Here is a 23,016-nt window from a genome sequence, read left to right on the forward strand (position 1 = left end):
GGAAGTGCTTGCTGTGAATTAGATTTTTGTTCAGTTAATGTATTCAGTAAATTAACTGATGTAATACATTTTGATACCCTAATCCTGGATTGACTTTTGTTGGGCACTTTCGTTTGACCCACACCAAGTTCGTTTTGTATGAAGTTTCGGACCTTGCAGGGAGAAAGCAATAGCAGTATCACCATCCCTATGACGGGTAGGGAGTATTGAAGCTTATTAATGCATTTATTCTTCTTCAATTCTTTATTCTTTTACAAAGTTATAAGGAGGTTCGGTCCATGGAAAATATTTAACCCGCGCCCAGGATTCATCAGTCTGTTTGATCCTGGCTGTTGCTGTAGCATCCGATCCCTATATACAGAAAAGAGAACGACGAAAAGCTAAGTAACATTGTCTACAAAGACCTTATAAATCCAGCGATATTGCAGGAAAAGCCTCAGTCTTTTTAAAAGGGTTAGCAAATCTCCAAAGGTTGGCACGTCCCTACAGGTTCTTAAAATCATATTTTAGGTAGCCACCTGAGAAAAGAAACCAGGCAAATTCCAAAAAAAAATATGTTTATCTTTTGATTCGACCTATCCTAAAGGATTGGTCCAATACTTGAGAACTGACCTAAGGACACCAAGGTTTTTACAGTACTAAAAGGCGCATTGTTGCAAGTACTATTAAACACGTATATAGTTTAGCGTGATTCGTATAACCTATGTATATATATTGATTATTGTGCATAGAACGAGTTATAAGGCATATACTCTAGCTTACCCGAGGCTGCACAACAGCAAAGAAATGAAAAACCCGCTTAATTACATAATTAAGCGGGTTTTTATATCGTATGATATCGGGTGATATCTATTTTGTGCACCCGAAGGGATTCGAACCCCTATCGCTGGTACCGGAAACCAAAATTCTATCCATTGAACTACGGGTGCCTGACGGTATTGGGGTGCAAATATAAGGCCTATTTTGTTTATTTAAACATATTCGTAAAAAATGTTTTGAAAATGCCCAGCTTTATAATGTTTTCATAAGCTCCCAATCTTCTACTGCTTTGAGATACAGAAAGTTCAGTAGAATACCATTGCTATTGGTAATTAGTCGGTGGCCTTCTGAAAAAGGAACAACAAAGGTTTCTATGTATTCGTGGTCTGAAAGCATACCCTGACTTTTGTCATGGAACCCTTCTATCTCTGATTTACTCATGGTCAGTTCGCAATAAAAGAAGAACATAGCTTCATCGCTGGTGCCCGTGGATGGGTAAGAAGGCCCCTCTCGTAGAGGAATAAGCGATTTCTTGGCTATTTTGATACCAGTCTCTTCCCAAACTTCTTTCGCTGCTACAGCCGCTGCATCCTGCTCGCTATCCAACATCCCCGCCGGATGTTCATAGGTCATCGAACCGTCACAAATCCGACGCTGGCGAACTAGTAAAAGGTATTTTTCCGCTGTAAGTTCGTCGATCAGACAAATAAGCACACAAACTACTTCACCCTTAATAAAACAGATCGGAGGAATTTTATTTCCTTCGGGGGTAGTAGCATCCGTCATAACTAAAGAAAATAACACCTCACCATTGCCTACGCGACGGGAGTAAACTTCTTCAATTTTATGTATGTCCAGCCCATTCTTTAGTAATTTATTTTTCCATAGTTTAAACTTATGGGAGTCTTCTAATTTTTCCGGATGCATTGGTTTAGTTATAAAGTGGGAAGGTCAATCCTAGGTAAGGGTAATGATAATCGGTAGAAAAGCGAGTTTGTCCGTTATCCAATTTTTCGACAGAGGAATAAGACGTCTGCCCGAAATTATATCCTAATTTTACGCCAAAGCGATTGTTAAACCAAATGCGAGCATAAATTTCGGACTGACCGTTATTATTACTCAAAAGCAGTGGCAGGGCATTTAAGCTACTAGGACCAGCTTTTACATATGAATTATAAAATTCGGCTCCTTCACCGTCTAGGCTAGCAGAGGTATAGAGCGCACTCCTCTTGGTTCCAAATGCCAAGCCAATTAAATCCGTATTGGCACCGATTTCTACGGGTCCGAAAGAAACACTGGCACTGATCAGAAAGCTAATCCCATTGGTGCTGATTTTGCCTAGTGAAAGCGTGTCACCTGCACTGGCGCTCGCCTTAGGAGCCAGCTGTGAGGCACCTCCATAAATGCCATAGGTTCGGACACCCCAGCCCAGACGCATCCAGGGGAAATGTTTTAAGCTCAGGTCTTGGTGGTACATAATGGCAGGTGCCCATATTTTGTCGGTACCCTGATAGCCAAGTCCCAGGTCCAGTCCGGAGGTTACCCGCGAAAGACTTTGAGCCTGCAGTGAAGCGGAAAATAGGCAGAGAATGAGTAACGAAAAGAATTTATGTTTCATATTGAATCGTATTGTGTCTGGCAAAGGTAAAAAAATGCGCAAAAAAAAGGCAGAGGATTGCCCTCTGCCTAAAAATAATTAAAAGACGTGAATTTTACTTACCCGATTTTTTTGTTTTCAATTTTAAAATACTGGCTCCTAAAGGCGGGAGGTCGAGCTGAACAGATGCAAGGCGTCCATGCCATGCTTGTTCTTCCGAATGCAAAGGCTTTGAGTTAACACTACCACTTCCAAAAAATGCTTCGGCATCGGAGTTAAATACCTCTTCCCAAGCTCCAGGATTTAAAACTCCTACCCGGTACCCTGGCCGGGGAATGGGAGTTAGATTTAGAATGACGACCAAGCTTTCCGTTTCCTTGGTGCCCTTACGAGCATATATTAGCACGGAGTTTTCCCTGTCTTGTGTGTCTATCCATTCGAAACCCTCTGAGTTAAAGCTATGTTCATATAGGGCTGGCTCGTTCCGATATAGATTATTCAACGCTTTAACACAGGCTTTCATACCTTGATGTGGAGCAAATTCTAATAAGTGCCAGTCTAAGCTCTGTTCAAAATTCCACTCACTCGTTTGCCCAAACTCACCACCCATAAAGATAAGCTTAGTACCGGGGTGAGTAAACATAAAAGCGTACATCAGTCGAAGGTTTGCAAAGCGTTGCCACTCATCTCCTGGCATTTTCATTACCAGGGATTTCTTGCCATAAACGACCTCATCATGCGATAAGGGGAGCATGAAATTTTCTGAGAAAGCATATACTAAACTAAAGGTGAGCTGGTCCTGATGCCATTTTCTAAAAGCGCTATCCTTTTCGAAATACTTCAGCGTATCGTTCATCCATCCCATCATCCATTTCTGACCGAAACCTAATCCTCCTGTAAACACAGGTCGGGAGACACCTGGAAACGCAGTTGATTCTTCCGCAATAGTTTGAATATCGGGAAATTCGGAATAAGCGGCGATATTCATTTCTTTAAGCAGGGAGATCGCTTCTAAGTTTTCCCGACCTCCGAATTCATTTGGAATCCATTCTCCATGTTTGCGGGAATAGTCCAGATATAACATTGACGCCACAGCATCGACCCGAAGCCCATCGGTATGATAGCGGTCCAGCCAGAATATTGCGTTGCTTATCAAAAATGAGCGTACTTCATTACGACCATAATTGAAGATGTAACTTTTCCAGTCGGGATGATAGCCTTTGCGGGGGTCCTCATGCTCGTAAAGAGCCGTTCCATCGAAGCGGAAAAGTCCATGTGCGTCACCTGGGAAATGGGAGGGTACCCAGTCCATTAGAACGCCAATTCCAGCTTGATGTAGCTGATCAATCAGGTACATCAACTCTTGTGGGGTGCCCATACGGGAGGCAACGGAAAAATAACCTGTAATCTGATATCCCCAGGATGGGGGGTAGGGATGCTCCATGATAGGCATCAGCTCCACGTGGGTAAAGCCCATTTCCTGAACATAGGGAACTAGGGTCTCAGCAATTTCTTTAAACGTCAGAAAACGCTCAGGTTCGGAAGGATCCCGTTGCCAGGAGCCCAAATGAACTTCATATACCGACATGGGCGCATTGAGTTTATTTTTTTCCTTGCGCTGGGTCATCCAATCGGTATCTTTCCACTCATACCAGGTATCCCATACGATGGAAGCCGTACGAGGAGCCACCTCACACCAGAGGGCAAAAGGATCTGATTTTTCCAGGTGCTGGCCATCGTTAGATATGATAAAGTATTTATAAACTTCACCAACCCCAACGTCAGGGATCCAGCCTTCCCAGATTCCACTGCTATCCCAACGGGGGGAGAGGGCATGCTCCTCCTTACTCCATCCATTAAAGTTACCGATCACTGAAATGGAAGAGGCATTGGGCGCCCATACTGCAAAATAAGTGCCTACGACGCCGTTATGTTCCATGACATGCGAGCCAAGTTTTTCGTATAACTTATAATGCTTGCCTTGACGGAATAAATGTATATCAAAATCGGTGAACCGACTCACTTTCTCTACCGGCCCCAAATAGTGTCTTTGAGGTGCATCGCCAGTTTCTTCCTTATTCGTATCGGGTTTATCTATTTTCTTTTTGCTTGATTTGGCCATTTGGTATTCGAGTAATTGATTGGGTATTCACTATTCACATGTAATATTTGTAATTTTATTAAACAATTTCTCAAAATGGATATATTTTTTTTAAGCAATTTTCGAATACTCTGGCTTTCAATACCTATCAAAACTATAAAGATTTCGCTACTTTTTCGGCAGCGTCCAAGACTCTCAGCATATTGCCACTCCATATTTTTGCGATATCCTCCTCTGAATATCCTCTTTTAACCAACTCCTTGGTAATGGCTCCTATTTCACTTACGTCGTTCATGCCAAGTACCCGACCTCCTCCATCTAAATCCATGCCAATACCCACGTGGTCGATACTGGTCAGTTTAATTACATGCTCAATATGATCCACGGCATCTTCTACAGTAGGCATATCTTTCTCATATTTTTTATTGAGTGCTTTCATTTCTTCAAAGAGCTCTTTCTTATCTTCCGGACTTAAATCGGTCTGTCTGAACTGCAGCCGAATGGCTTTCATGGACAATTCCTGCTGCATAGAAGGTTTTTTTACAAAGCTTGGAACGAAGTTGATTTGTATTACCCCTCCATTTTTTGCCAGGGTCTTAATCATATCATCTGTCATATTCCGGGGTACGTCGCAAAGGGTCCGGCAAGAGGAGTGAGAAGCGATGAGTGGGGCTTTCGTAAGCTTGATTACGTCATAAAATGTGGAATCTGAAACGTGAGAAATATCTACCATCATACCGAGCTTATTCATTTCTGCAACCACTTTTTCTCCAAATGGGCTCAGTCCGTTGAATACAGGACCATCCGGGTCGGTAGAAGAATCGCAAATGTCATTATTTAAGGAATGCGAGAGGGTAATATATCGTAAGCCGAGATCGTAATATTTTTTTATATTTTCTATTTTATGATTGATAGGCCAGCCATTTTCCATTCCGATAAACACCGCCCGCTTACCTTCTTTTTGCAAGGCATAGGCATGGGCAGAGGTCGTTGCCAGGCCGGCCACTTCAGGATTGTCCCTTACCGCTTGATGTATTTTGTCAAAAATCGCTAATGCCTTATCTTCCGCAGCTTGGTCGGCTTCGGGAGAGCGTTTGCCCTGTCCCAGATAAACTGCAAAAAACATCCCGTCCATCCCCCCTTTTTTCATTCGTGGAAAATCAATTTGGGTTCCATCTTTCTGAAAGTCGTGCTCCACAGCGATGTCGAATCCATCTTTCATCATATTAATGGGCACATCCGCATGGGTGTCGATGGTCAATACCCTGTTATGTATGGCCGCTGCTTTTTTGCTTAGTTCGGCATCGTCGGCCTGTCCAAAGGCTAGTACTGGCAAGGCAAGGAGTAAAAGTGTTTTTTTCATCATAGGAGTAAAAAAAATTGATGCGATTATTAAATCATTTTTGGTATTTTACGAATATGAGAAAAATATTTCTGAGAATTTAATGAATCGCAAAAATCTGTTATCTTGAAATATTATTCTTCAAATTAATGATATTGTAAAATTATATAGTGCTATTATCTTTAACACGGTAATCCGTTTGCTCTGCCGCTATAGTTGGTGCCCCCTCCACGTGCTGCTGATTAAATCATTCCAGTTTTGTAACTTGCAGTATGATTTCAATAGTTATCTGTTCGGTCGATCCTGTTCAGCTCAGGGCTGTAAAAGCCAATATTTCTGCCACTATTGGTGTACCTTATGAACTCTTGGCATATGATAATCGCAATCAGCCGAGTGGGATTTGCGAGGTATACAATAAGGGTATAGCCTCCTGCCGGTACGCAATAGTCTGCCTGATGCATGAGGACGTTGCGATACAAACCCAAGATTGGGGTAAAATAGTATTAGACATCTTCGATGCACACCCCGGAGCTGGAATTCTTGGAGTAGCCGGGGGAGGGTATAAGTCCCTTACTCCGTCGGGATGGTACTGCTTGGACTTTCAGTTTGATGAAAAGTCATTTCAAAATATATTGCAGGGCTATAAATACGATAACAGGGAACCTTTGCATGCCTATCACAACCCATACCAGCAACGCTTGAGTGAAGTGGTTTGTGTGGACGGGGTGTGGATTTGTGTGCGCACGGCCTTAGCAAAGAAAAAACCTTTTGATAGCCAGCTTCTAAAGGGCTTTCATGGTTATGATATAGATTTTTGCCTTTCTCATTATGGCGACAGTCAAATCCTGGTTACCTATGACATATTGATGGTGCATGAGTCGGAGGGGAATTTTAACAAAAAATGGTTGGATGAGGTACTGAAAATTCATGAGAAATGGAGCAGTCAATTACCCTTAACTACGGCCAATATTTCTGAACGTGACTTATATTTTACTGAAAAAAGGGCTATTAAAAGATTGATCGAGCAGATGCTGCTTTGGGAGTATGACCTGCTCAGTATCAGTAAAATGATAATGGTCTTCGGGCGCAGCAAGCGTATTTCTTCCAAACTGGTTTTAAAGGCCTTCTTACACCTACTTTCCTTACAATTAGGTACGAAAAAGTTATCAGCGGATTAGTTTTACCAACTAAATAATGTCGCCCACAACCTTTTGGCTTTCAACCCCCATATCTGACGATAGATATAGCCCGATCTACTCGATTTTCTTTTCTTTTGAACGTAAAAAAGTCGGTCAAAATAAGTTTTTATAAACTGAGCATATGCAAATGAGAAAAAATCGTTTAGCCTAGCCTCAAATAACGAAACAAAGCTATTAATAAATTGCGGATCCCTATTACCGGAAAAATGTTGACATTTCTTAAGCCAGGTCAGCTCTTTTTTTAACTTATTAAGGTCTCTGTTTTCATGATATTTTTTATCGAGCTTCTTTCGACGGTTCAAAATATCGGTAGAGCTTGTTTGATGTTGGCGATAAGCCACCAGGCATTCTGGGAGGTAAGTTATACTGCCTAAGTTTGCCGCTACGTAAGCCGTCCAGTGGTCGTGGAAATGTTGGGGATCGAAGGGCAGAATATGTGGTAGTAATCTCCTATGAATCATCAGGCTATGCCCCGAGATAGAATTAAATAATAAGAAAGGCACCGGATCGGAACCCTGGATCATATTGATAATTTCCGACATTTTCTTATCCATATAGGTCCCGTCTTCCTGCATAAATTGGGAGTCATGATAGATCAAAAGACTATCTTGAATGCCCGCAACTTGTCTCTCTATTTTATCGGGAAACCAAATATCATCCTGATCACAAAAAGCGATATATTCCCCTTCACATAGATTGAGGGCAGCTTCAAAATTTTTGACATAACCTTTGTTTTCCCTGTTGGAGTAAACTCGAAAAGTGTCTGGAAACTTCGCCTTATATTGGTTTAAAATATGGAAACTCCCATCACTACTGCAGTCGTCCAAGGCGACAATTTCTATGTTTTTATAGCTTTGAGAAATAAGACTATCTAGTTGTTGAGCCAGGTATTTTTCTCCATTATAAACGCAAAGTGCTATGGATACCAAGGGCATTTTTGAGGAATTCATCGTAGGAATATCATAATAGTTTTTTCATGGGCACACCCCATCCTTTTCGAAGGCAATAAAAGAATTTACTCAGTGCATTCTTTTTGAGAATGGGGAGAAGTACAGAACGATTTCTCCAAATTTTCCAGGAATAAGAAAGATGAAGGAAATCCCTATTACGTTCGATACTAAGGCCGAAGAGCTGACCAGAAAGGCCAGAGTATCCGGTTTCTGAAGAGCTCGAGCATATACCCAGCCAGTTGCTTTCAGAGATCAGACCAGAAATTTTACTTTTTATTGATTTTACCTTTGATTTCCGTGAGAGTAAATCTGTCGCATTGGAATGATGCTGTCTATACTGAACCAGAGCCTCCTTCAAGTAGTCTATTGTGCCCAAACTGGTAGCTACATAGGCAAGCCATTGGTCGTAATGGCCCTCTTTGGGAAATGGTAAGGCCTTGGTAAGTACCGAGCGTTTTAGCATAATACTATGCCCAGATACACAATTAAGAAATAAGAAGGCCTCTGGAGAGGAGCCCTTATAAAAATTGAATTTTTCTGACATCCTGATATTCAACCTGTCTCCATGTTCATTTATCAATTCTGAGTCATGATATACCATTTGATTCCCTTCCATGGCCATAGCCTGCCTGGCAATCTTCTCTGGGTGCCATATGTCGTCCTGGTCACAGATGGCTATATAGTTGCCTCGGCATTTCTTTAATACGCGTTCGAAATTCCGGTTGTAGCCAATGTTAACATCGTTCTGATAGAGGCGAATACATGAATGCTCCGAGGCATATCGACGAAGTATTTCCCAGGTGTTATCGACCGAGGCGTCGTCAACGACCACAATTTCGAAATGCTCATAGGTTTGGTTTAGCAGTGAATTTAGCTGCTCTTCCAGGTGTTTTTCCCCATTATAGGTGCACAGGGCAATGGATACCAGAGTGGTCATTATTTGTCTGTAACTGTATCAATTTCACTAAACTGTTGCATATCAATAAGTCGGCGATACTGGCCGTCTTTGAGCATTAGTTGAGTATGAGTGCCTTGCTCTACGATTCGGCCTTCATCTAGTACAACGATAAGGTCGGCATTTTGAATGGTACTAAGGCGGTGGGCTATGACCAAGGAGGTGCGGTTTTGCATTAACTTCAATAAAGCATCCTGCACAAGTTTTTCTGACTCCGTATCCAATGCCGAGGTGGCCTCGTCTAATAATAGCAGAGGAGGATTTTTCAATACGGCTCTGGCAATACAAATCCGTTGTTTCTGGCCCCCGGAGAGTTTCGTTCCTCTATCACCTATATTACTTTCGTATCCCTTTGCAGTTGCTTGTATAAACTCATGTGCGTTGGCAATACGCGCTGCGGCCTCTATTTCCTGCTGGCTGGCTTCGGGCAGGCCAAAAGCGATGTTATTACGAATGGTATCGTTAAACAGGGTGGATTCCTGATTGACCATCCCAATTAAATCGCGCAAGGAGTCCATGGTAATATCACGGATATCATGGCCGTCTATGGAGATTTTTCCCGATTGAGGTTCTATAAAACGAGGGATAAGATCCATTAAAGTGGACTTGCCTCCTCCCGATGACCCAACCAATGCTACTGTCTTTCCTTTCGGAATGACGAGATTGATATCTTTCAGAATCGGTTTGTCTCCATAACTGAAATGTACATGCTCCAGAGTAATTTGTTTTTCAAAGGTATGCAAGGGTTTGGCATCACTACGATCGGTAATTTTAGGTTTTTCATCGATTAATGCAAGTACCCTTTCGCCTGCGGCAAGCCCTGCATGTATAGAGCTAAATGAGTCGGTCATCGCTTTGGCGGGGCGCATTACTTGAGAAAACAAGGCAATGTAGGCCACAAATTCAGATACACTTAAGTCTGACTGATTGTCTAGTATCAGGGATCCTCCGTAGAGTACAATGGCAGTAACCATGGTCACTCCTAAGGTTTCTGAAACGGGAGAGCTCAACTGTTGCCTGCGAGCCATTTTGCGTCCTATGTCCGAATAATGCTGGTTTTCATTATGAAATTTATCCTTAATATTTTCAGTAGCATTAAAGGCTTTAATAATTTTGATGCCTGACAGAGCCTCATCCAAATAGCTGATCATCATGCCGAAGGACTCCTGCGACTGTGTAGCTTGTTCCTTGAGTCTTTTTACAATTCTGGCTATGAGAATTGCGGAAATAGGAATAACCAATAAAGCAAACAGGGTTAGTTTAACGGAAGTGGCAAAGAGTAGAAAAACATAGGCCAGTAACTGTAAGGGTTCTTTAAAAATTATTTGCAGCGTATTGGTCACTGAAAACTGAACGACCTGTACATCAGATGCAATTTTGGAAATAATATCTCCTTTTCTTTGGTCATTAAAGTAACCTACATGCATATTCATGACATTATTAAATACCGATTTACGCAGGTTAAGCAGGGTATGTATACGAAGGTTTTCCATAATCCTCTGAGAGAGGTATCTGAAGATATTACTAAAAACTACCGAGGTTACGATAATTGCGCATACGAATTTCAGGGCATTAAAAGACCCATAGTATATCGATGCTTGCTGAGCATAGTAATTGAAGAATCCCAGTACGTCAGTCCATTCAGAAGGTCGGGCCAATAATGCAGCATCTGGACCAGCGTTATTGAACAAGGTCATTAGTAAGGGGGCTAATAACGCCAGATTTAAGGTGTTGAAGACCACTCCCAGAACTGCACATAAAATGTATGGTATTGCAAATTTGGAGATCGGCTTCGCGTAAGACAGTAGTCTAAAATAGGTATTCATATTTTATGGTCAGAACTTTTATATAACGACAAAATCAAGCCCATTATTTTGGACTTGATTGTCATGCGGCATTTACGTTAACTATAGCCTGATTGCCTCCTTATAATCCAACCTTAATCGTATATTTCGGATAATATCTAAAATACCAATGGTAGATTTATAGGTTTTCATCTGGGAATCAAAGTCATTTTTCTTTCTGGCCAGTTCCTTAAGGTTTTTTAAAACGTCAAAGTAGGCGAGGGCCTTATAGAACTGGAATGTAAAAATACAAGGAATGACATCACACAAACAAATTTGTAGGTGATATAAGCTCAAATCTAAACCGTGCAGATGCAAATGGTGTATGTAATATCGATTTCTGAAGTACATCCGTTTGATGCCCAGCTTAGCTTTATGACTCTTGGTGGAAGCCGAAACTTCATGTCGACATACGGCATTATGTTCATAATAACATTTCCAGCCCAGCCTCCAGGCCCTGATTGAAAGTTCCTGATCTTCACCGTAATATGGACTAAACATTTCATTAAAGCCATTCATGGCTTTCAACTTCTTGGTGTCCATCAGGGCTATAGCACCGGAAAGATAATAGGTTGGCGTAAGTCGCCTGTCGTCGGTAAGGTAATAAAAATGACTTGGTTGAATCTTGCGCCCCATGATTTTAGGTGACCGGGCTGCGTCTAAAATGGTATCGTCATTCATGCCGATAATTCGGCCCATCACTCCAAAGGTGTCGCTAAACTCAAAATACTTATAAAGTTTTTCGAAATAGCCAGGCTCAATGATCACATCTGTATTCAACAAAAACAGTAACTCGTTGCTGGCCCGCTCAATCCCTACATTGCAGGTTTCGGAAAATCCAGAGTTATATGGCTTTACGATCAATGTTATACCCTCGGGATAATGTGTCCGTAAATAGTCCACCGAGTCATCAGTTGAAGCATCATCCACAATAATAATTTCTACATCCGATCCAAGGTTCCGTAGTAGGTTTATATTATGGTCCAGATACTTCTCGAAGAGACTTTTGCCATTATAATTTGGAATAACTACTGATATACTTTTCATCAATTGTCACGGTTAAAGTGTGATGTATACGCTGCTTTCAATCGGATTGAGTTTATTGAGTGAGTAAACAATTTATAATTAAATGCATACCAAAATGTTTGCCACCATTCCCTGGACTCATAAATTCTTATATTTTCTCTTGTTCCTATCGGTTACCAATACGTAAGTTCATGCTTTTATGCTGCATGGCCAACCTAGGCTTAATGCAATTTTTATCCTTTTGTGTCCGGGAAAAAAATATGAATTTAAGAGGCTATTAGAGATAAGTATTAGAAAAGTACTAATTGGCAAACATAACAAAATGATCTCAAATGGGAACCATATTGTTTAAATATTCCAGTAAATTCACCCTAATCGGCGATAGTTTATAAAAAACATGGCTAACAAATAATTTTGATTAAGCATTCAAACTAGGTTATGTACTGCTTTTCATCATAGAGGCGTTTACGTAGCAAATGGTTGTAATTAATTGGCAAAAAAAATGCCATTTTGATCTTTTTCCTGTCAATGGATACATAGATGTCTGATAATTAGCGACATGATTCCGGGTTATCTATGTCTTTTTTTTCCTACTATCTGGGATTTATTGCTACACTATGTAGCCGAATGGGCTCATATATGGCTCCCTCAAACTTATATTTTTTTCAATCCTTGGGATAGCGGTTCAACTTTTTTTCTTTGAGAGGTGTTGCATATTTAAAGGGCAAAACTCTTGAGAAGCCTTTTCAAAGGATAAATTTTCGATAGGAGGACCAAATACATGACATTAAATAGCATTATTGAGCAACATCTGGGGGATAATGTTCCGTTTTCAACCTATCAGGCGGCACGTGGAATAGCAGGAGCGGTAGAAGCGCATTTTAGACACCATCATGAAATTTCTGAGATTAAAGATGGATATCTGCGAGCTCCAGCTCCAGATGCCAAGGTTATAGAAACCTTACTGGATACTACTTTTTGGGCTAGTCTGAGAAGGGAAGAAGGGTATTCCCCCAAAATTTCCATTGCCTTTCTCCCTCCCAACCAGGCAGGAGAACCCCTGATCCTCGGGAGGCATCTGCCCTTTACTCCCCATAGTCTTACAAAACTGGCACCCGCTGTGGAGCGCTCAGGTATACACCTAGGCGTGTGGCGCGACGGTGACAACCTATATATATGGGGCACCACACGAATCATACCCTCTTTATGTTTTGTTCTGGAGGTAATAGAGCCTGGCGTTCTGGTAATCAAACACAGACGTGGAACAGGATTTGGTAAGTTTGTCAATGTTGCCGTATTATCTGGCGACCAGGTAAAGCTTATTGACGAGCGTTCTTCTCGATTGCCCGACTGCCCGTCGCTGATTCATTCCCTAATGGGAAACCAGTCTCCTGAGCTCTGGAATGATTCGATGAATACTTTGGTTTTACTTTCTGCCTCCATGAGGGCTCATGGTCGGGGAGGAATTCTACTCGTACTACCTGTTACCAATACCGACTGGAAGGAGTCTATCGTTCATCCTATTACCTATCCGGTTGAGCCGTCGTTTAGTGCCCTGGCTCAACTGACAGATCAGCAAATGCCCGATCATTCCGATTGGCAGAATAGTATGTCGAAGGCGATAAGTAGCCTGGCAGGACTTACCGCGGTGGATGGGGCAACCATTATCAATGAGCAATACGAACTGATGGCTTTTGGTGCTAAAATCGCCAGAGGCAAGGGTAGGCCCCATATCGAAGAGATATTAATTACAGAACCAATTAGGGGAAGCTCAGGTCGACGGGTCTCTTCAGCCCAGATAGGCGGTACTCGCCATCTTTCTGCTGCTCAGTTTGTTTTCGATCAAAAAGACGCCATGGCACTTGTTGCCTCACAGGATGGACGTTTCACTATTTTTTCCTGGTCCAGTTGCGAGGAAATAGTACAGGCACATCGGGTAGATGTTCTATTGATGTAGGCTTTTCAAGAATCGAAAAGGTCTAGCTGGTTTGGGTCCGGATACTTCCTTCGCTTAGGCTGAAGTTCTTCGAAATTGGAAAGGGAGATCCCTAATAAACGAATTCCTTTCCCATCAATATCTATACGTTCTAATAGGGAACTAGATATTTTCAATATATCAATTGACTCGAATATGACCGCAGGGCGAGAATAATTGCGGGTAATTTGAGTAAAGTCATCGTATTTGACTTTTAAAGTCAGGGTGCGTCCTTGTAAATTTTTCTGCTCCAGGCGCTTTGCCACTTTCTCTGCTAAAAGTGCTAATTCTTCCTGCAGCTCTTCCAATTCGGTTAAGTCCTTCTCAAACGTCTCTTCAGCGCCCAGCGATTTCGTTGGTCGGGTAGGTTGAACGGCACGATCATCATTTCCTCTGATTACTGCATGCAGGAACTTCCCAAGCTTTCCGAAATGATGTGTAAGGTCATCGAGACTATGTTGTCTAAGGTCATGGCCATTGAAAATCTGCATACGCTTCATTTTCTGGGCTGTGACCTGGCCCACTCCATAAAATTTTTCGATGGGCAACTGATCCAGAAATCCCGATATTTTGGAAGGGCCTATAAAAGTGAGCCCATCGGGCTTTTGTACATCGGAAGCAATTTTTGCTACAAATTTATTCGTCGATATGCCGGCGGAGGCCGTAAGGTTTAGTTCAGAATATATAGCCGTCTTAATGTCTTTAGCTATTTGTATCGCCGAACCAATTCCGAGCTTGTCATGTGTAACATCCAAATAAGCTTCATCCAGTGACAATGGTTCTATAAGATCTGTATATCGCAAAAAGATATTCCTGATATCCTGTGAAACTTTTTTATAAGCTTCAAATCGCGGTTTTACAAACTGAATATGAGGGCAAAGCCTGATGGCTCTGGCGGAGGGCATAGCCGAACGTACGCCAAATTTTCGGGCCTCATAGCTCGCTGCTGCCACCACTCCTCGTCCTGATGGAGAGCCTCCAACGGCTATTGGTTTTCCTCTCAGCTCCGGATGGTCTCGTTGCTCCACTGAGGCAAAAAAAGCATCCATATCTATATGTATGATCTTTCTGTATTCCTTTATATCTGCTGTTTCCACGCTCCTGACTTGCAGTTTACTTTTAAGCTGTCGCTTACCTCTGCTGCTTATAAAATTAAAAACTATATCCGGTGCATCAAAATCTTGACTTAAAACGTATGTAATAGGTGGGTTTTGTCAGATATGGGTACCTTTCATATTATTTCATGTATAAGCCATATGAGCGTGTTCTGGTAGCGCTGGCCAATTTTAGAAAATACAAAAGAATTCGAATTACATGTGGTTTAAATTTTATCAAAAATATTTGTTGCGTTTACTGATCGTATGGGCTTTCGTTCTATATTTTCAGGCTGCCCATGGTCAGAGATGCGCCACCATGCCTATTTTGGAGAATAAGTTCGAAAAGCAGCCTTCATTAAGGTCAAGTTATGAGTTGCAACGTCAGAGTCTGACTATCCGTAGCCGGGCAGGACTAAGGCAGACCGCAGGGGAACAAGCCGCTGATATTTATAGTATACCTGTCGTAGTTCATGTAGTTGTCAACGGAAACACGGTTTCAGATGCGGCAATTCTTGCACAACTCGATACGTTAAACAAAGATTTCAATTTGCAGAATGCGGGTCTTGCTCAGGTGTTACCCGCCTTTCAAAAATTATCGGGCAATGCAGGAGTGCGGTTCTGTTTGGCACAAAAGGATCCGAATGGGCAGCCTACCTCCGGAATCGTGCGTTATAGTACTCCTGTATCGCGTTTCAACTACTTAACAGAAGATGTTAAATATGCTTCTCGAGGTGGAGCCGATGCCTGGGATACCGATCGCTATCTTAATATCTGGATCTGTGGACTGTCTAATAATATTCTGGGCTATGCCTCTTTTCCCGGTATTGGGCCCGCGCGTGAGCAAGGCGTAGTAGTCGATTATGCCAGTTTGCCAGGTGGAGGAACCAGTCTCTATAGCGGGGGAAAAACACTTACACATGAAATGGGCCATTTCTTTTCTTTATTCCACATTTGGGGTGATGATGATGGAGGTTGCAACGGATCGGATGATGTCGATGACACCCCCAACCAGGCCAATAGCACGAGTAGCTGTAAACAGGGTGAATTTTACGATATATGTAATAAGTCCTCTCCAGGTATCATGTACCAAAATTTTATGGACTATAGTCCAGATGTCTGTCTTTCCTTATTTACCCTAGGTCAGGTAAATCGTATGCGGCAGTCCATCCTCGATCACCGCATGAGTCTGGTTCAATCAGATGCCTGTACTCCTCCTCAAGTTTATGGTAATGATGCTTCATTAGAAGAAATTATTAGACCTGCACAACGGCTCTGCAGTCCGAACTTTACCCCCCAGATAAGAATTAAAAATAAAGGTTCCAATTTACTGCAATCCCTTCAGATTTACCTTCAGATCGATGAAGAGGTGCCGACTTTAGCCCTTAATTGGGAGGGAAGTCTAAGATATTTTGAAGAAGAGCTGATCGATCTTCCCCCGCTTACCTTAAGGCAGGGCGACCATATTCTTAAAATTTCACTTGAAAAGCCAAATAATCTGGCTGACGGGAATACCAGTAATGATGAGAGAATTTTACCTATTATATACTATGAGCCCTTTGATGCTCCTATAATGGAGGGATTTGAGACTTCGTTTCTCTCGGCTGGTTGGGATATTGTCAATAAGGATCAGGGGCCGACTTGGGAGCTTACTTCAACTGCGGCTAAATCGGGGTTGTGGTCGGTGAGAATGCAAAATTTTAATTATTCGTCAACGGGACAGGCCGATCTGTTGAGGACCCCATCCATAAAGGTTGCAGGGGTTGATTCAGCCTTTGTAGCCTTCGACTTCGCCAGTTCCAATCTGATTAATACCCTTCGATCCTCAGTGGGCCCCGATACGCTTTCCGTTTTGGTCAGTGCCGATTGTGGACTTACCTACCAAACCATTTACAAGCGTTGGAGTACTGGCAATGTAACCAGGAGTGCCAATGCTGGTACTTATTCGCCTCAGGCGGGCGACTGGAAGCATATTGAGCTTGATCTTGCGGATTTTATAAGCCAGGAATCCATTCTGGTGGCATTTAAGAATTCGAACGGTTCGGGTCAGGATATATATCTGGATAATATAAATCTTCGGACGGTAGTCGTAAATCCAAATTTAAAGGAAGAGGGATTTTTAGTAACGCCCAACCCTGTGGATCAGGACGTAGAAATCAGTTTTTATCCGCATCCTGAACAGTTACAAGCCTTGGAGATTTATGGAGTAAACGGAAAAAAATTAAAGGTCTTCGAAATTAGCAAGCCAGTCAATAGCAATGTATATCGTCTGAACATGGAGTCATGGCCAACAGGTGTTTACATTGTGCGAGCCATGTTCACCAACCGGGTGTTGACCCGTAAACTCCTCAAAAGATAATCAAAAGAGACAGCTGTTTCCACGGCTGTCTCTTTTGATTATAACTGATATTTTCTATAATACGCGTTTAACTACGACTTTACTGTTAGTTTGTGTAATGGCATATTCCTTGGCGTTTTCATTTTCCGGAACCATAAATAACTGTTTCTTTTTTTTGCCATCCGTATGCACCCAATTAGCTGAGTAGATCTCAGGCAGAGGGCCTGCATAAATGGGACGGTTGTCGTTATGCATAAAAACTTCCTCTTCTTCGTAAGCCGTTTCCAGATTACTACCTTCTATTACGTCGGCAATGATTTTTATCGTTCCAAAGTTTTCGTCGAGTCCCTTGATTCTTGCTTTACCGTAGAATGGATCCTCTTCAAACTCCCAACGTGTATAAAACTCAATAATATTTCCTGTTTGAGAATCGATATAATCAACGGTCAGCAACTGTTCCTTCATGGTGATTTGTTTTTCTGGCACTCCTTTGTTTGGTACAGATTTAAAAACCCGGAGATTTAGGTGTTTTGACAAATGTAATCGCAAACATGATTTTTCCAAAAATAATTGATAAAGTATTTGAAAATTTATTCGATTTAAACTATAAGAATGTTCACATTATCAGGTCTGGAATCAGGGAATTGACATTTTTTTGTCCCTATAAATGGAAATTGATATAAATGAAAATTTTCTACAGCCCTTGCTCTTCTGAAAATGAGGACACTAGGCTTTTAGCATCTGTTCGAAGATCCGGCGCTGAGCTATGAGAGCTTTCACTTTATCTTCCGGGTCGGTACGGCACTCCAGCAATATCCAGCCATCATATTTATTTTTCTTAAACAGTTTAATGAGTTGTTGGTAGGGGTAGGAGGGGTCATCGAGCTCCCTAACATGAACGGTATCACCAAACCGATCTTTAACCAAATTAAAATTAGCCTCCAGCCCTTGTCCGATTAAATCCTCAGGGTTGCAATTCCAGCAAACAGTAGCATTACGATTAGGAGCAGCTTCCATAATCTTACGAATATTGGGTAGCTCCTGGGTCACTTTTCCATGAACTTCAAGCCTGATTTGCTGACCAAAATCTTTTGCATAAGCTCCAAGCTCATCTAAAGCCCGACCGATTTGTTCCAAGGTTTTGTCAGGATCTACCCCCGCATGAAGCTGATTCGGTTTGACTTTTACCCCAGAACCACCGACATCGGCACTAAGCCTGATAAATTCTTTTGTTCTCTCAATGGATTTTTTAAGTATCATCGGGTCCGGAGAGTCGTACTGTTCGTTGGTCCCGAGTCCGATTATTTTTACAGGACTGTCTTCGAACTGTTTTTTTACTGTGAGCCTGGCGGCATGACTGAGATTGGGCATGACCATATGTGCATGATCAACCCGCAGTTCGACACCATGTATTTCCGCCTTACTGCAATTTTGTATTAATGTGGGTACATCCCAGTCCTTTCCCCATAAATAAGTGACCAGGCCCAGCTTCATGCCTGACTGGATATAACCATTTCCACTAGAAAGGCCGGGGTTGGTTAGCAGGGTAAGTCCAGCCATTGCCCCTAAACTACTGAGAAATTCTTTTCTGTTCATATGTTATATTTATTTTAGGTATCTAAAAATCCAGACGAGCTTAAAAATCAGTTTTCGGTATATTCACTGGTTCATCTTATACTGGTGTATACCAAAGAATGGAATAATCTGAAGTTACTAACGCATGGTTAGTTTTTTCTATAAGTCTTCTCATATTTAGCAGAATTTTCTAATGTTTTACTTCTGGAGGGGTATATTTCAATTTTTCACTACTTTCTGAACTCAGTTCTTACACCATTCTAATTTGTAACGAAACTGTTTAATTGGAATTCACCTCATTAAAAACAACTTGATTATGAGTCAAACAGATATCAGTCGTAGAGAATTTCTTGGCGCTAGTTCCTTGCTGGCTACAGGTCTGGCGCTATTTTCAGGGTCTTCCTTCGGCATGCCAGCTTATATCCCCCATTTAGGCAAACCCAATTCTCGTTTTAGGGGTGTTCAGATAGGCGTAATAAGCTATTCATGGAGAAGCATGCCCAGTAGTGCAGAGCAGATTCTGCAATATTGTGTCGATTCTAATATAAGTGCAATCGAGCTTATGGGCCCGGCAGCGGAGGAGTTTGCTGGTGCTCCGGAGGCTCCAGCCCGTGTACCCCGGGGTCAAACAGCTACGCCTGAGCAAAAGAGAGAGCAAGTCGAATACCTGGCCAAGCTAGCCCAATGGAGATCGGCAGTTCCGATGAAACGTTTTGAACAGCTGGGCAAAATATATAAGAAGGCAGGGGTAGATATTTATGCTTATAAGCCGTCGGCCCTGGGAGAAAAAAATTCCGATGCGGAGGTGGATTATGCATTTCGTGCAGCTAAGGCCCTGGGAGCCAATCAAGCCAATGTGGAGAAGCCGAATTTATCCTCGGAAACGAAGCGTCTTGGGACAATTGCAGCCAGAAATAAAATATATGTGGGTTATCATGGTCATTTGCAACAGACGGCGGACTGGTGGGATGAAGCCTTATCGCAATCAGATTATAATGCCATGAATTTTGATATGGGTCATTATGTAGCAGCAGGATTTGATCCCATTGCATTGCTGGAAAACAAACACCAGCATATTGTCAGCATGCACACGAAGGATCGTAAGAATAAGGCCAATGGGGGAGCCAATATGCCTTGGGGAGAGGGAGATACACCTGTAGTGGAAGTGCTACAAATGATGCGCGATAACAAATATAAATTTCCAGCGACAATAGAGTTGGAATACGAGGTGCCTGCGGGCTCCGATGCGGTAAAGGAAACGGCGAAATGTGTAGAGTTTGCTAGGAAAGCCCTGGAATCATAAAATGGATGTTCAACTTAATTTTTAGAAGATTATATTTGACCTTTAGCCGAATTCAAATATTTATATAATCCATTAAGGAAGATAATAACTGGCCCTGGACTATCTTTGTGGCCAGTTATATCACTCCTATATGTTTCGTAACAGCAAAGCATTTTATCTGATTGGATTTATTGGTCTGGCAGGAATCGGAGGCTGTCAGAAGTCTCACCACATTGTCAGGACCGATTATCATCAATTCGAGGTTACAGATTCACTGCCCGTGGATTCTAGCCTGGTGCGCTATTATCTTCCTTATAAATATAAGATGGAATCCGAAATGTCCCGTGTTATCGGGCGGTCAGTAGTCGCTATTACAGGAGGAAAGGGTCCTGAAACGCTGCTGGGTAATTTTTTTTCAGATGCTTTATTAAATCGTGGCCAGCAACTGGAATCGAAAATAGACTTCACCTTTTCTACTCGTGGAGGACTTCGGAATGCTTTACCCAAGGGCAATTTGACCATCGGGAATATCTTCGAGCTCATGCCTTTCGAAAATGAAATTCTACTGCTTAAGCTTTCGGGCCAAACAACAGCCAAGTTGTTGAACTATATTGCCAATAGTGAAGGTCAACCGGTCTCGGGCCTTCGGATGGTGGTAGACAACCATCAACCTAAAGAAGTATTAATAGGCGGGGAAGCGTTTGATTCAAGCAGAGATTACTATGTATTGACTTACGATTATCTTTACAATAGTGGGGGCGATCTTGCATTTTTATCCGAAGCTTTAGAAAGCAGGACGGTAGGCAAGCGGCTCAGAGAAGCCATTATAGAATACATCGAAGACCAAACCAGGGCTGGAAATGAAATTGAAGTTCAACTTGACGGAAGAATCCGCCTCCATGAAAACTAGCAGAAGAGATTTTTTAAAAATGTCAGCCAGTTCCTTTGGCCTGGCAGGACTAACGACATTACCCTACCATGTACTGGCCCGGCCAGAAATAATACAACTGACGATATTGCATACCAACGATGTGCATAGTCGGATTGAGCCTTTCCCCATGGATGGATCTCGCAACCAAGGGCTAGGTGGCGTCGCCAGGCGAGCGACCCTTATCAACAGTATTCGAAAACAACAGGATAATGTCTTACTCCTGGATGCCGGAGATATCTTTCAGGGAACTCCTTATTTCAATCTTTTTGGAGGAGAGCTGGAAATGAAGCTGATGACCGATATGGGCTATGATGCCGCTACAATGGGTAATCACGACTTTGATAATGGATTGCAGGGATTTTTAAAACAGCTTCCTCATGCTAAATTTCCATTCCTGACCAGCAACTATGATTTTTCTGATACTATTTTGAAGGGCAAAACTCAAGACTATCAGGTTTTTGTGAAACAAGGTTTGCGCATAGGTGTCTTTGGTTTGGGCATTGAGCTGGAAGGGCTGGTCGATAAGAAAAACTATTTAAATACCCTGTATCTGGATCCCCTGAAAAAGGCTAACGAAATGTCTGACTTGTTGAAGCATGATTTGCGATGCGACCTGATCATTTGTTTATCTCACTTGGGATATAAATACAGGGAGCAAAAAATATCTGACGTTCAGCTAGCTGCTTTGACCAGGAATATTGACCTTATTATTGGTGGGCATACGCATACTTTTTTAAAACAGCCTGAGGATATCGTGAATACCGATGGTAAAATTACTACTGTTAACCAGGTTGGTTTTGCTGGAATTAATCTCGGTAGGATTGATTATTATTTTAATAGGGAAAAGAGAGAAAAAAGTCGTGTGGCAAGGACCTATCCCGTCGGACCCGAGATTTCCGAAACCTTTAATTCTAAGGCCTGAACAGAAGGGAAACTCCAGCAAGCAGAATATATCCAATACCCAGGATTAAGTTTTTACGGCAACTGGCTTCCTTATTTTAACATATTTATGCAAATTAATGAGTAACACACTGCTCAGGATAGTCAAAAGCCCAGTAAGTTGAAGAGTAGAAACCGATTCGTTTGCCAGAAAGATGCCCAACATGACCGCCACCAAGGGGTTGACATAGGCATAGGTACTTACTTTGGTAACCGGTTGCATTTTCAGTAGCCATACATATGCCCCAAATCCTAGAATAGAACCAAATATGGTAAGATATAGTAGGGATAGGGAGGCAGAAAGACTTACCGCATTAATATCGAAAAGCTGCCATTCCTGATGGATCATACTGGAGATAAGAAATGCCAGTCCTGCTGCCATCATCTGCCAGGTTGTGTTGACTGCAGGGCTATTGCCTCCCGATCTGTATTTGGAATATAATGATCCACCGGCCCATACAGCAGAGCCAAGTAGCAGGAGGCCCATGGGTAAGAAGTCGCCAAGTGTGAAATGACCTTTCATCCCTCCAGAAAGTTTATCATAAAACAATAAAATCACCCCGGCAAAACCTACTAGTAATCCAATAATCGCTGTTTTATTACTGAAGTTTTCCCGCCACATAGGTCGATCCATAATTACGAACCAGATAGGAGACGAGGAAACAAAAATCGCCACCATGGCACTTGGAAGGCTTTGCTGTACCCATATTACGATTCCGTTTCCTACGAAAAGTAAAAGTAATCCTGTCACGACTGGAACGATTAACCTACGGCCGGTAAACATTTTTTCACCCTGCAGAATACCCCAGGTAAGCATCAGTATACCGGCAGATATAAAGCGTATAGCCCCAAGTATGAAAGGAGGAAAACTTACCAGGGCCTTCTGAATGAAGAAATACGTAGAACCCCATACAATATATACGATTGCAAAAGCCAGGACAACCTTCAATTGAGAAGGTGCAGATGTACTCTCCACTACAGTTTTCATAACAATTATGCGTTCATTTTCGCAATGCAAAATTATCGATTTAGTTGTGATAACAACTGTTTTTTTTGAATAGTGAAATATTCCTTTTTAGAATGTTTTTAAAGGTGCCCAATTTCCTGGT

18 protein-coding genes and 1 tRNA gene are annotated in these 23,016 nt (G+C 42.1%); 6 read left to right on the forward strand and 13 right to left on the reverse strand.

The window, feature by feature from the left end; genetic code table 11:
* Positions 1 to 857: 857 nt before the first annotated feature.
* The 5 genes from X939_RS0101350 to X939_RS0101370 all read right to left on the reverse strand — a co-directional run bounded on the left by X939_RS0101350 (position 858) and on the right by X939_RS0101370 (position 5,820).
* A tRNA-Arg gene (locus X939_RS0101350) sits at positions 858 to 929 on the reverse strand.
* An 82-nt stretch (positions 930 to 1,011) separates the two neighbouring features.
* Positions 1,012 to 1,686, reverse strand: coding sequence for an NUDIX hydrolase (locus tag X939_RS0101355; protein ID WP_025761458.1), 675 nt, complete (start codon positions 1,684 to 1,686; stop codon positions 1,012 to 1,014).
* Positions 1,687 to 1,690: 4 nt separating this feature from the next.
* Complete coding sequence (locus X939_RS21950; protein ID WP_025761459.1) at positions 1,691 to 2,377, reverse strand: hypothetical protein; 687 nt, start codon at positions 2,375 to 2,377, stop codon at positions 1,691 to 1,693.
* A gap of 94 nt (positions 2,378 to 2,471) precedes the next feature.
* Positions 2,472 to 4,478, reverse strand: a complete 2,007-nt coding sequence (gene glgB, locus X939_RS0101365; RefSeq protein WP_025761460.1) for a 1,4-alpha-glucan branching protein GlgB — start codon at positions 4,476 to 4,478, stop codon at positions 2,472 to 2,474.
* A gap of 133 nt (positions 4,479 to 4,611) precedes the next feature.
* Entirely contained in the window at positions 4,612 to 5,820 is a 1,209-nt protein-coding gene (locus X939_RS0101370; protein ID WP_025761461.1) for a dipeptidase, read from the reverse strand.
* Between the two features lie 251 nt (positions 5,821 to 6,071).
* Between X939_RS0101370 and X939_RS0101375 the strand changes: the two genes are divergently transcribed.
* On the forward strand, positions 6,072 to 6,977 hold the full coding sequence (locus X939_RS0101375; RefSeq protein ID WP_025761462.1) for a glycosyltransferase: 906 nt from the start codon (positions 6,072 to 6,074) through the stop codon (positions 6,975 to 6,977).
* A 2-nt stretch (positions 6,978 to 6,979) separates the two neighbouring features.
* Here the strand turns inward: X939_RS0101375 and X939_RS0101380 are convergent, their stop codons facing one another.
* From X939_RS0101380 to X939_RS0101395, 4 genes are all read right to left on the reverse strand, one after another.
* Positions 6,980 to 7,948 carry a glycosyltransferase family 2 protein gene (locus X939_RS0101380; protein WP_025761463.1) on the reverse strand — a complete coding sequence of 323 codons (969 nt, stop codon included), beginning with the start codon at positions 7,946 to 7,948 and terminating at the stop codon, positions 6,980 to 6,982.
* A 10-nt stretch (positions 7,949 to 7,958) separates the two neighbouring features.
* On the reverse strand, positions 7,959 to 8,885 hold the full coding sequence (locus X939_RS0101385; protein WP_044198171.1) for a glycosyltransferase family 2 protein: 927 nt from the start codon (positions 8,883 to 8,885) through the stop codon (positions 7,959 to 7,961).
* Positions 8,885 to 10,729 (reverse strand): ABC transporter ATP-binding protein, encoded by a 1,845-nt coding sequence (locus X939_RS0101390; RefSeq protein ID WP_025761465.1) that lies wholly within the window; start codon positions 10,727 to 10,729, stop codon positions 8,885 to 8,887. Before X939_RS0101390 ends, X939_RS0101385 begins: the two co-directional genes overlap by 1 nt.
* Before the next feature lie 81 nt (positions 10,730 to 10,810).
* Positions 10,811 to 11,794, reverse strand: a complete 984-nt coding sequence (locus tag X939_RS0101395; RefSeq protein WP_025761466.1) for a glycosyltransferase family 2 protein — start codon at positions 11,792 to 11,794, stop codon at positions 10,811 to 10,813.
* 760 nt (positions 11,795 to 12,554) lie between these two features.
* Between X939_RS0101395 and X939_RS0101400 the strand changes: the two genes are divergently transcribed.
* Positions 12,555 to 13,730, forward strand: coding sequence for a putative sensor domain DACNV-containing protein (locus X939_RS0101400; RefSeq protein WP_025761467.1), 1,176 nt, complete (start codon positions 12,555 to 12,557; stop codon positions 13,728 to 13,730).
* A gap of 5 nt (positions 13,731 to 13,735) precedes the next feature.
* On the opposite strand, the gene dinB is transcribed toward X939_RS0101400, so the two are convergent.
* Positions 13,736 to 14,845, reverse strand: a complete 1,110-nt coding sequence (gene dinB / locus X939_RS0101405) for a DNA polymerase IV (protein WP_025761468.1) — start codon at positions 14,843 to 14,845, stop codon at positions 13,736 to 13,738.
* Between the two features lie 217 nt (positions 14,846 to 15,062).
* On the opposite strand from dinB, the gene X939_RS0101410 reads away from it, so the two are divergent.
* The gene (locus tag X939_RS0101410) at positions 15,063 to 17,201 is read left to right on the forward strand and encodes a M43 family zinc metalloprotease (RefSeq protein WP_025761469.1); all 2,139 of its coding nucleotides are present in this window, start codon (positions 15,063 to 15,065) and stop codon (positions 17,199 to 17,201) included.
* Between the two features lie 54 nt (positions 17,202 to 17,255).
* Here the strand turns inward: X939_RS0101410 and X939_RS0101415 are convergent, their stop codons facing one another.
* Positions 17,256 to 17,645: a hypothetical protein gene (locus tag X939_RS0101415; RefSeq protein ID WP_044198323.1), complete on the reverse strand. Its 390-nt coding sequence runs from the start codon at positions 17,643 to 17,645 to the stop codon at positions 17,256 to 17,258.
* Positions 17,646 to 17,906: 261 nt separating this feature from the next.
* Positions 17,907 to 18,776 carry a sugar phosphate isomerase/epimerase family protein gene (locus tag X939_RS21955; protein ID WP_044198177.1) on the reverse strand — a complete coding sequence of 290 codons (870 nt, stop codon included), beginning with the start codon at positions 18,774 to 18,776 and terminating at the stop codon, positions 17,907 to 17,909.
* A gap of 295 nt (positions 18,777 to 19,071) precedes the next feature.
* Between X939_RS21955 and X939_RS0101425 the strand changes: the two genes are divergently transcribed.
* The 3 genes from X939_RS0101425 (at position 19,072) to X939_RS0101435 (ending at position 21,890) form a co-directional block, all read left to right on the forward strand.
* On the forward strand, positions 19,072 to 20,058 hold the full coding sequence (locus X939_RS0101425) for a sugar phosphate isomerase/epimerase family protein (RefSeq protein ID WP_025761471.1): 987 nt from the start codon (positions 19,072 to 19,074) through the stop codon (positions 20,056 to 20,058).
* Between the two features lie 130 nt (positions 20,059 to 20,188).
* Positions 20,189 to 20,947 carry a 5'-nucleotidase C-terminal domain-containing protein gene (locus tag X939_RS0101430; RefSeq protein ID WP_025761472.1) on the forward strand — a complete coding sequence of 253 codons (759 nt, stop codon included), beginning with the start codon at positions 20,189 to 20,191 and terminating at the stop codon, positions 20,945 to 20,947.
* On the forward strand, positions 20,898 to 21,890 hold the full coding sequence (locus X939_RS0101435; protein ID WP_084299276.1) for a bifunctional metallophosphatase/5'-nucleotidase: 993 nt from the start codon (positions 20,898 to 20,900) through the stop codon (positions 21,888 to 21,890). Before X939_RS0101430 ends, X939_RS0101435 begins: the two co-directional genes overlap by 50 nt.
* A 45-nt stretch (positions 21,891 to 21,935) precedes the next feature.
* Here the strand turns inward: X939_RS0101435 and X939_RS0101440 are convergent, their stop codons facing one another.
* The gene (locus X939_RS0101440; RefSeq protein ID WP_025761474.1) at positions 21,936 to 22,895 is read right to left on the reverse strand and encodes an EamA family transporter; all 960 of its coding nucleotides are present in this window, start codon (positions 22,893 to 22,895) and stop codon (positions 21,936 to 21,938) included.
* Between the last annotated feature and the right edge of the window lie 121 nt (positions 22,896 to 23,016).

It is taken from the genome of Dyadobacter tibetensis Y620-1 (assembly GCF_000566685.1).
In the GTDB taxonomy this organism is placed as follows: domain Bacteria; phylum Bacteroidota; class Bacteroidia; order Cytophagales; family Spirosomataceae; genus Dyadobacter; species Dyadobacter tibetensis.

What these genes read in the sequence shown, in the direction of transcription:
- X939_RS21950 (WP_025761459.1), bottom strand. Translation starts at nt 2,377, where the DNA reads ATGAAACATAAATTCTTTTCGTTACTCATTCTCTGCCTATTTTCCGCT.
- X939_RS0101390 (WP_025761465.1), bottom strand. Translation starts at nt 10,729, where the DNA reads ATGAATACCTATTTTAGACTACTGTCTTACGCGAAGCCGATCTCCAAA.
- X939_RS0101395 (WP_025761466.1), bottom strand. Translation starts at nt 11,794, where the DNA reads ATGAAAAGTATATCAGTAGTTATTCCAAATTATAATGGCAAAAGTCTC.
- X939_RS0101435 (WP_084299276.1), top strand. Translation starts at nt 20,898, where the DNA reads ATGAAATTGAAGTTCAACTTGACGGAAGAATCCGCCTCCATGAAAACT.
- X939_RS0101370 (WP_025761461.1), bottom strand. Translation starts at nt 5,820, where the DNA reads ATGAAAAAAACACTTTTACTCCTTGCCTTGCCAGTACTAGCCTTTGGA.
- X939_RS0101440 (WP_025761474.1), bottom strand. Translation starts at nt 22,895, where the DNA reads ATGAAAACTGTAGTGGAGAGTACATCTGCACCTTCTCAATTGAAGGTT.
- X939_RS21955 (WP_044198177.1), bottom strand. Translation starts at nt 18,776, where the DNA reads ATGAACAGAAAAGAATTTCTCAGTAGTTTAGGGGCAATGGCTGGACTT.
- X939_RS0101415 (WP_044198323.1), bottom strand. Translation starts at nt 17,645, where the DNA reads ATGAAGGAACAGTTGCTGACCGTTGATTATATCGATTCTCAAACAGGA.
- X939_RS0101380 (WP_025761463.1), bottom strand. Translation starts at nt 7,948, where the DNA reads ATGAATTCCTCAAAAATGCCCTTGGTATCCATAGCACTTTGCGTTTAT.
- X939_RS0101410 (WP_025761469.1), top strand. Translation starts at nt 15,063, where the DNA reads ATGTGGTTTAAATTTTATCAAAAATATTTGTTGCGTTTACTGATCGTA.
- X939_RS0101430 (WP_025761472.1), top strand. Translation starts at nt 20,189, where the DNA reads ATGTTTCGTAACAGCAAAGCATTTTATCTGATTGGATTTATTGGTCTG.
- X939_RS0101375 (WP_025761462.1), top strand. Translation starts at nt 6,072, where the DNA reads ATGATTTCAATAGTTATCTGTTCGGTCGATCCTGTTCAGCTCAGGGCT.
- X939_RS0101385 (WP_044198171.1), bottom strand. Translation starts at nt 8,885, where the DNA reads ATGACCACTCTGGTATCCATTGCCCTGTGCACCTATAATGGGGAAAAA.
- X939_RS0101425 (WP_025761471.1), top strand. Translation starts at nt 19,072, where the DNA reads ATGAGTCAAACAGATATCAGTCGTAGAGAATTTCTTGGCGCTAGTTCC.
- X939_RS0101400 (WP_025761467.1), top strand. Translation starts at nt 12,555, where the DNA reads ATGACATTAAATAGCATTATTGAGCAACATCTGGGGGATAATGTTCCG.
- glgB (WP_025761460.1), bottom strand. Translation starts at nt 4,478, where the DNA reads ATGGCCAAATCAAGCAAAAAGAAAATAGATAAACCCGATACGAATAAG.
- X939_RS0101355 (WP_025761458.1), bottom strand. Translation starts at nt 1,686, where the DNA reads ATGCATCCGGAAAAATTAGAAGACTCCCATAAGTTTAAACTATGGAAA.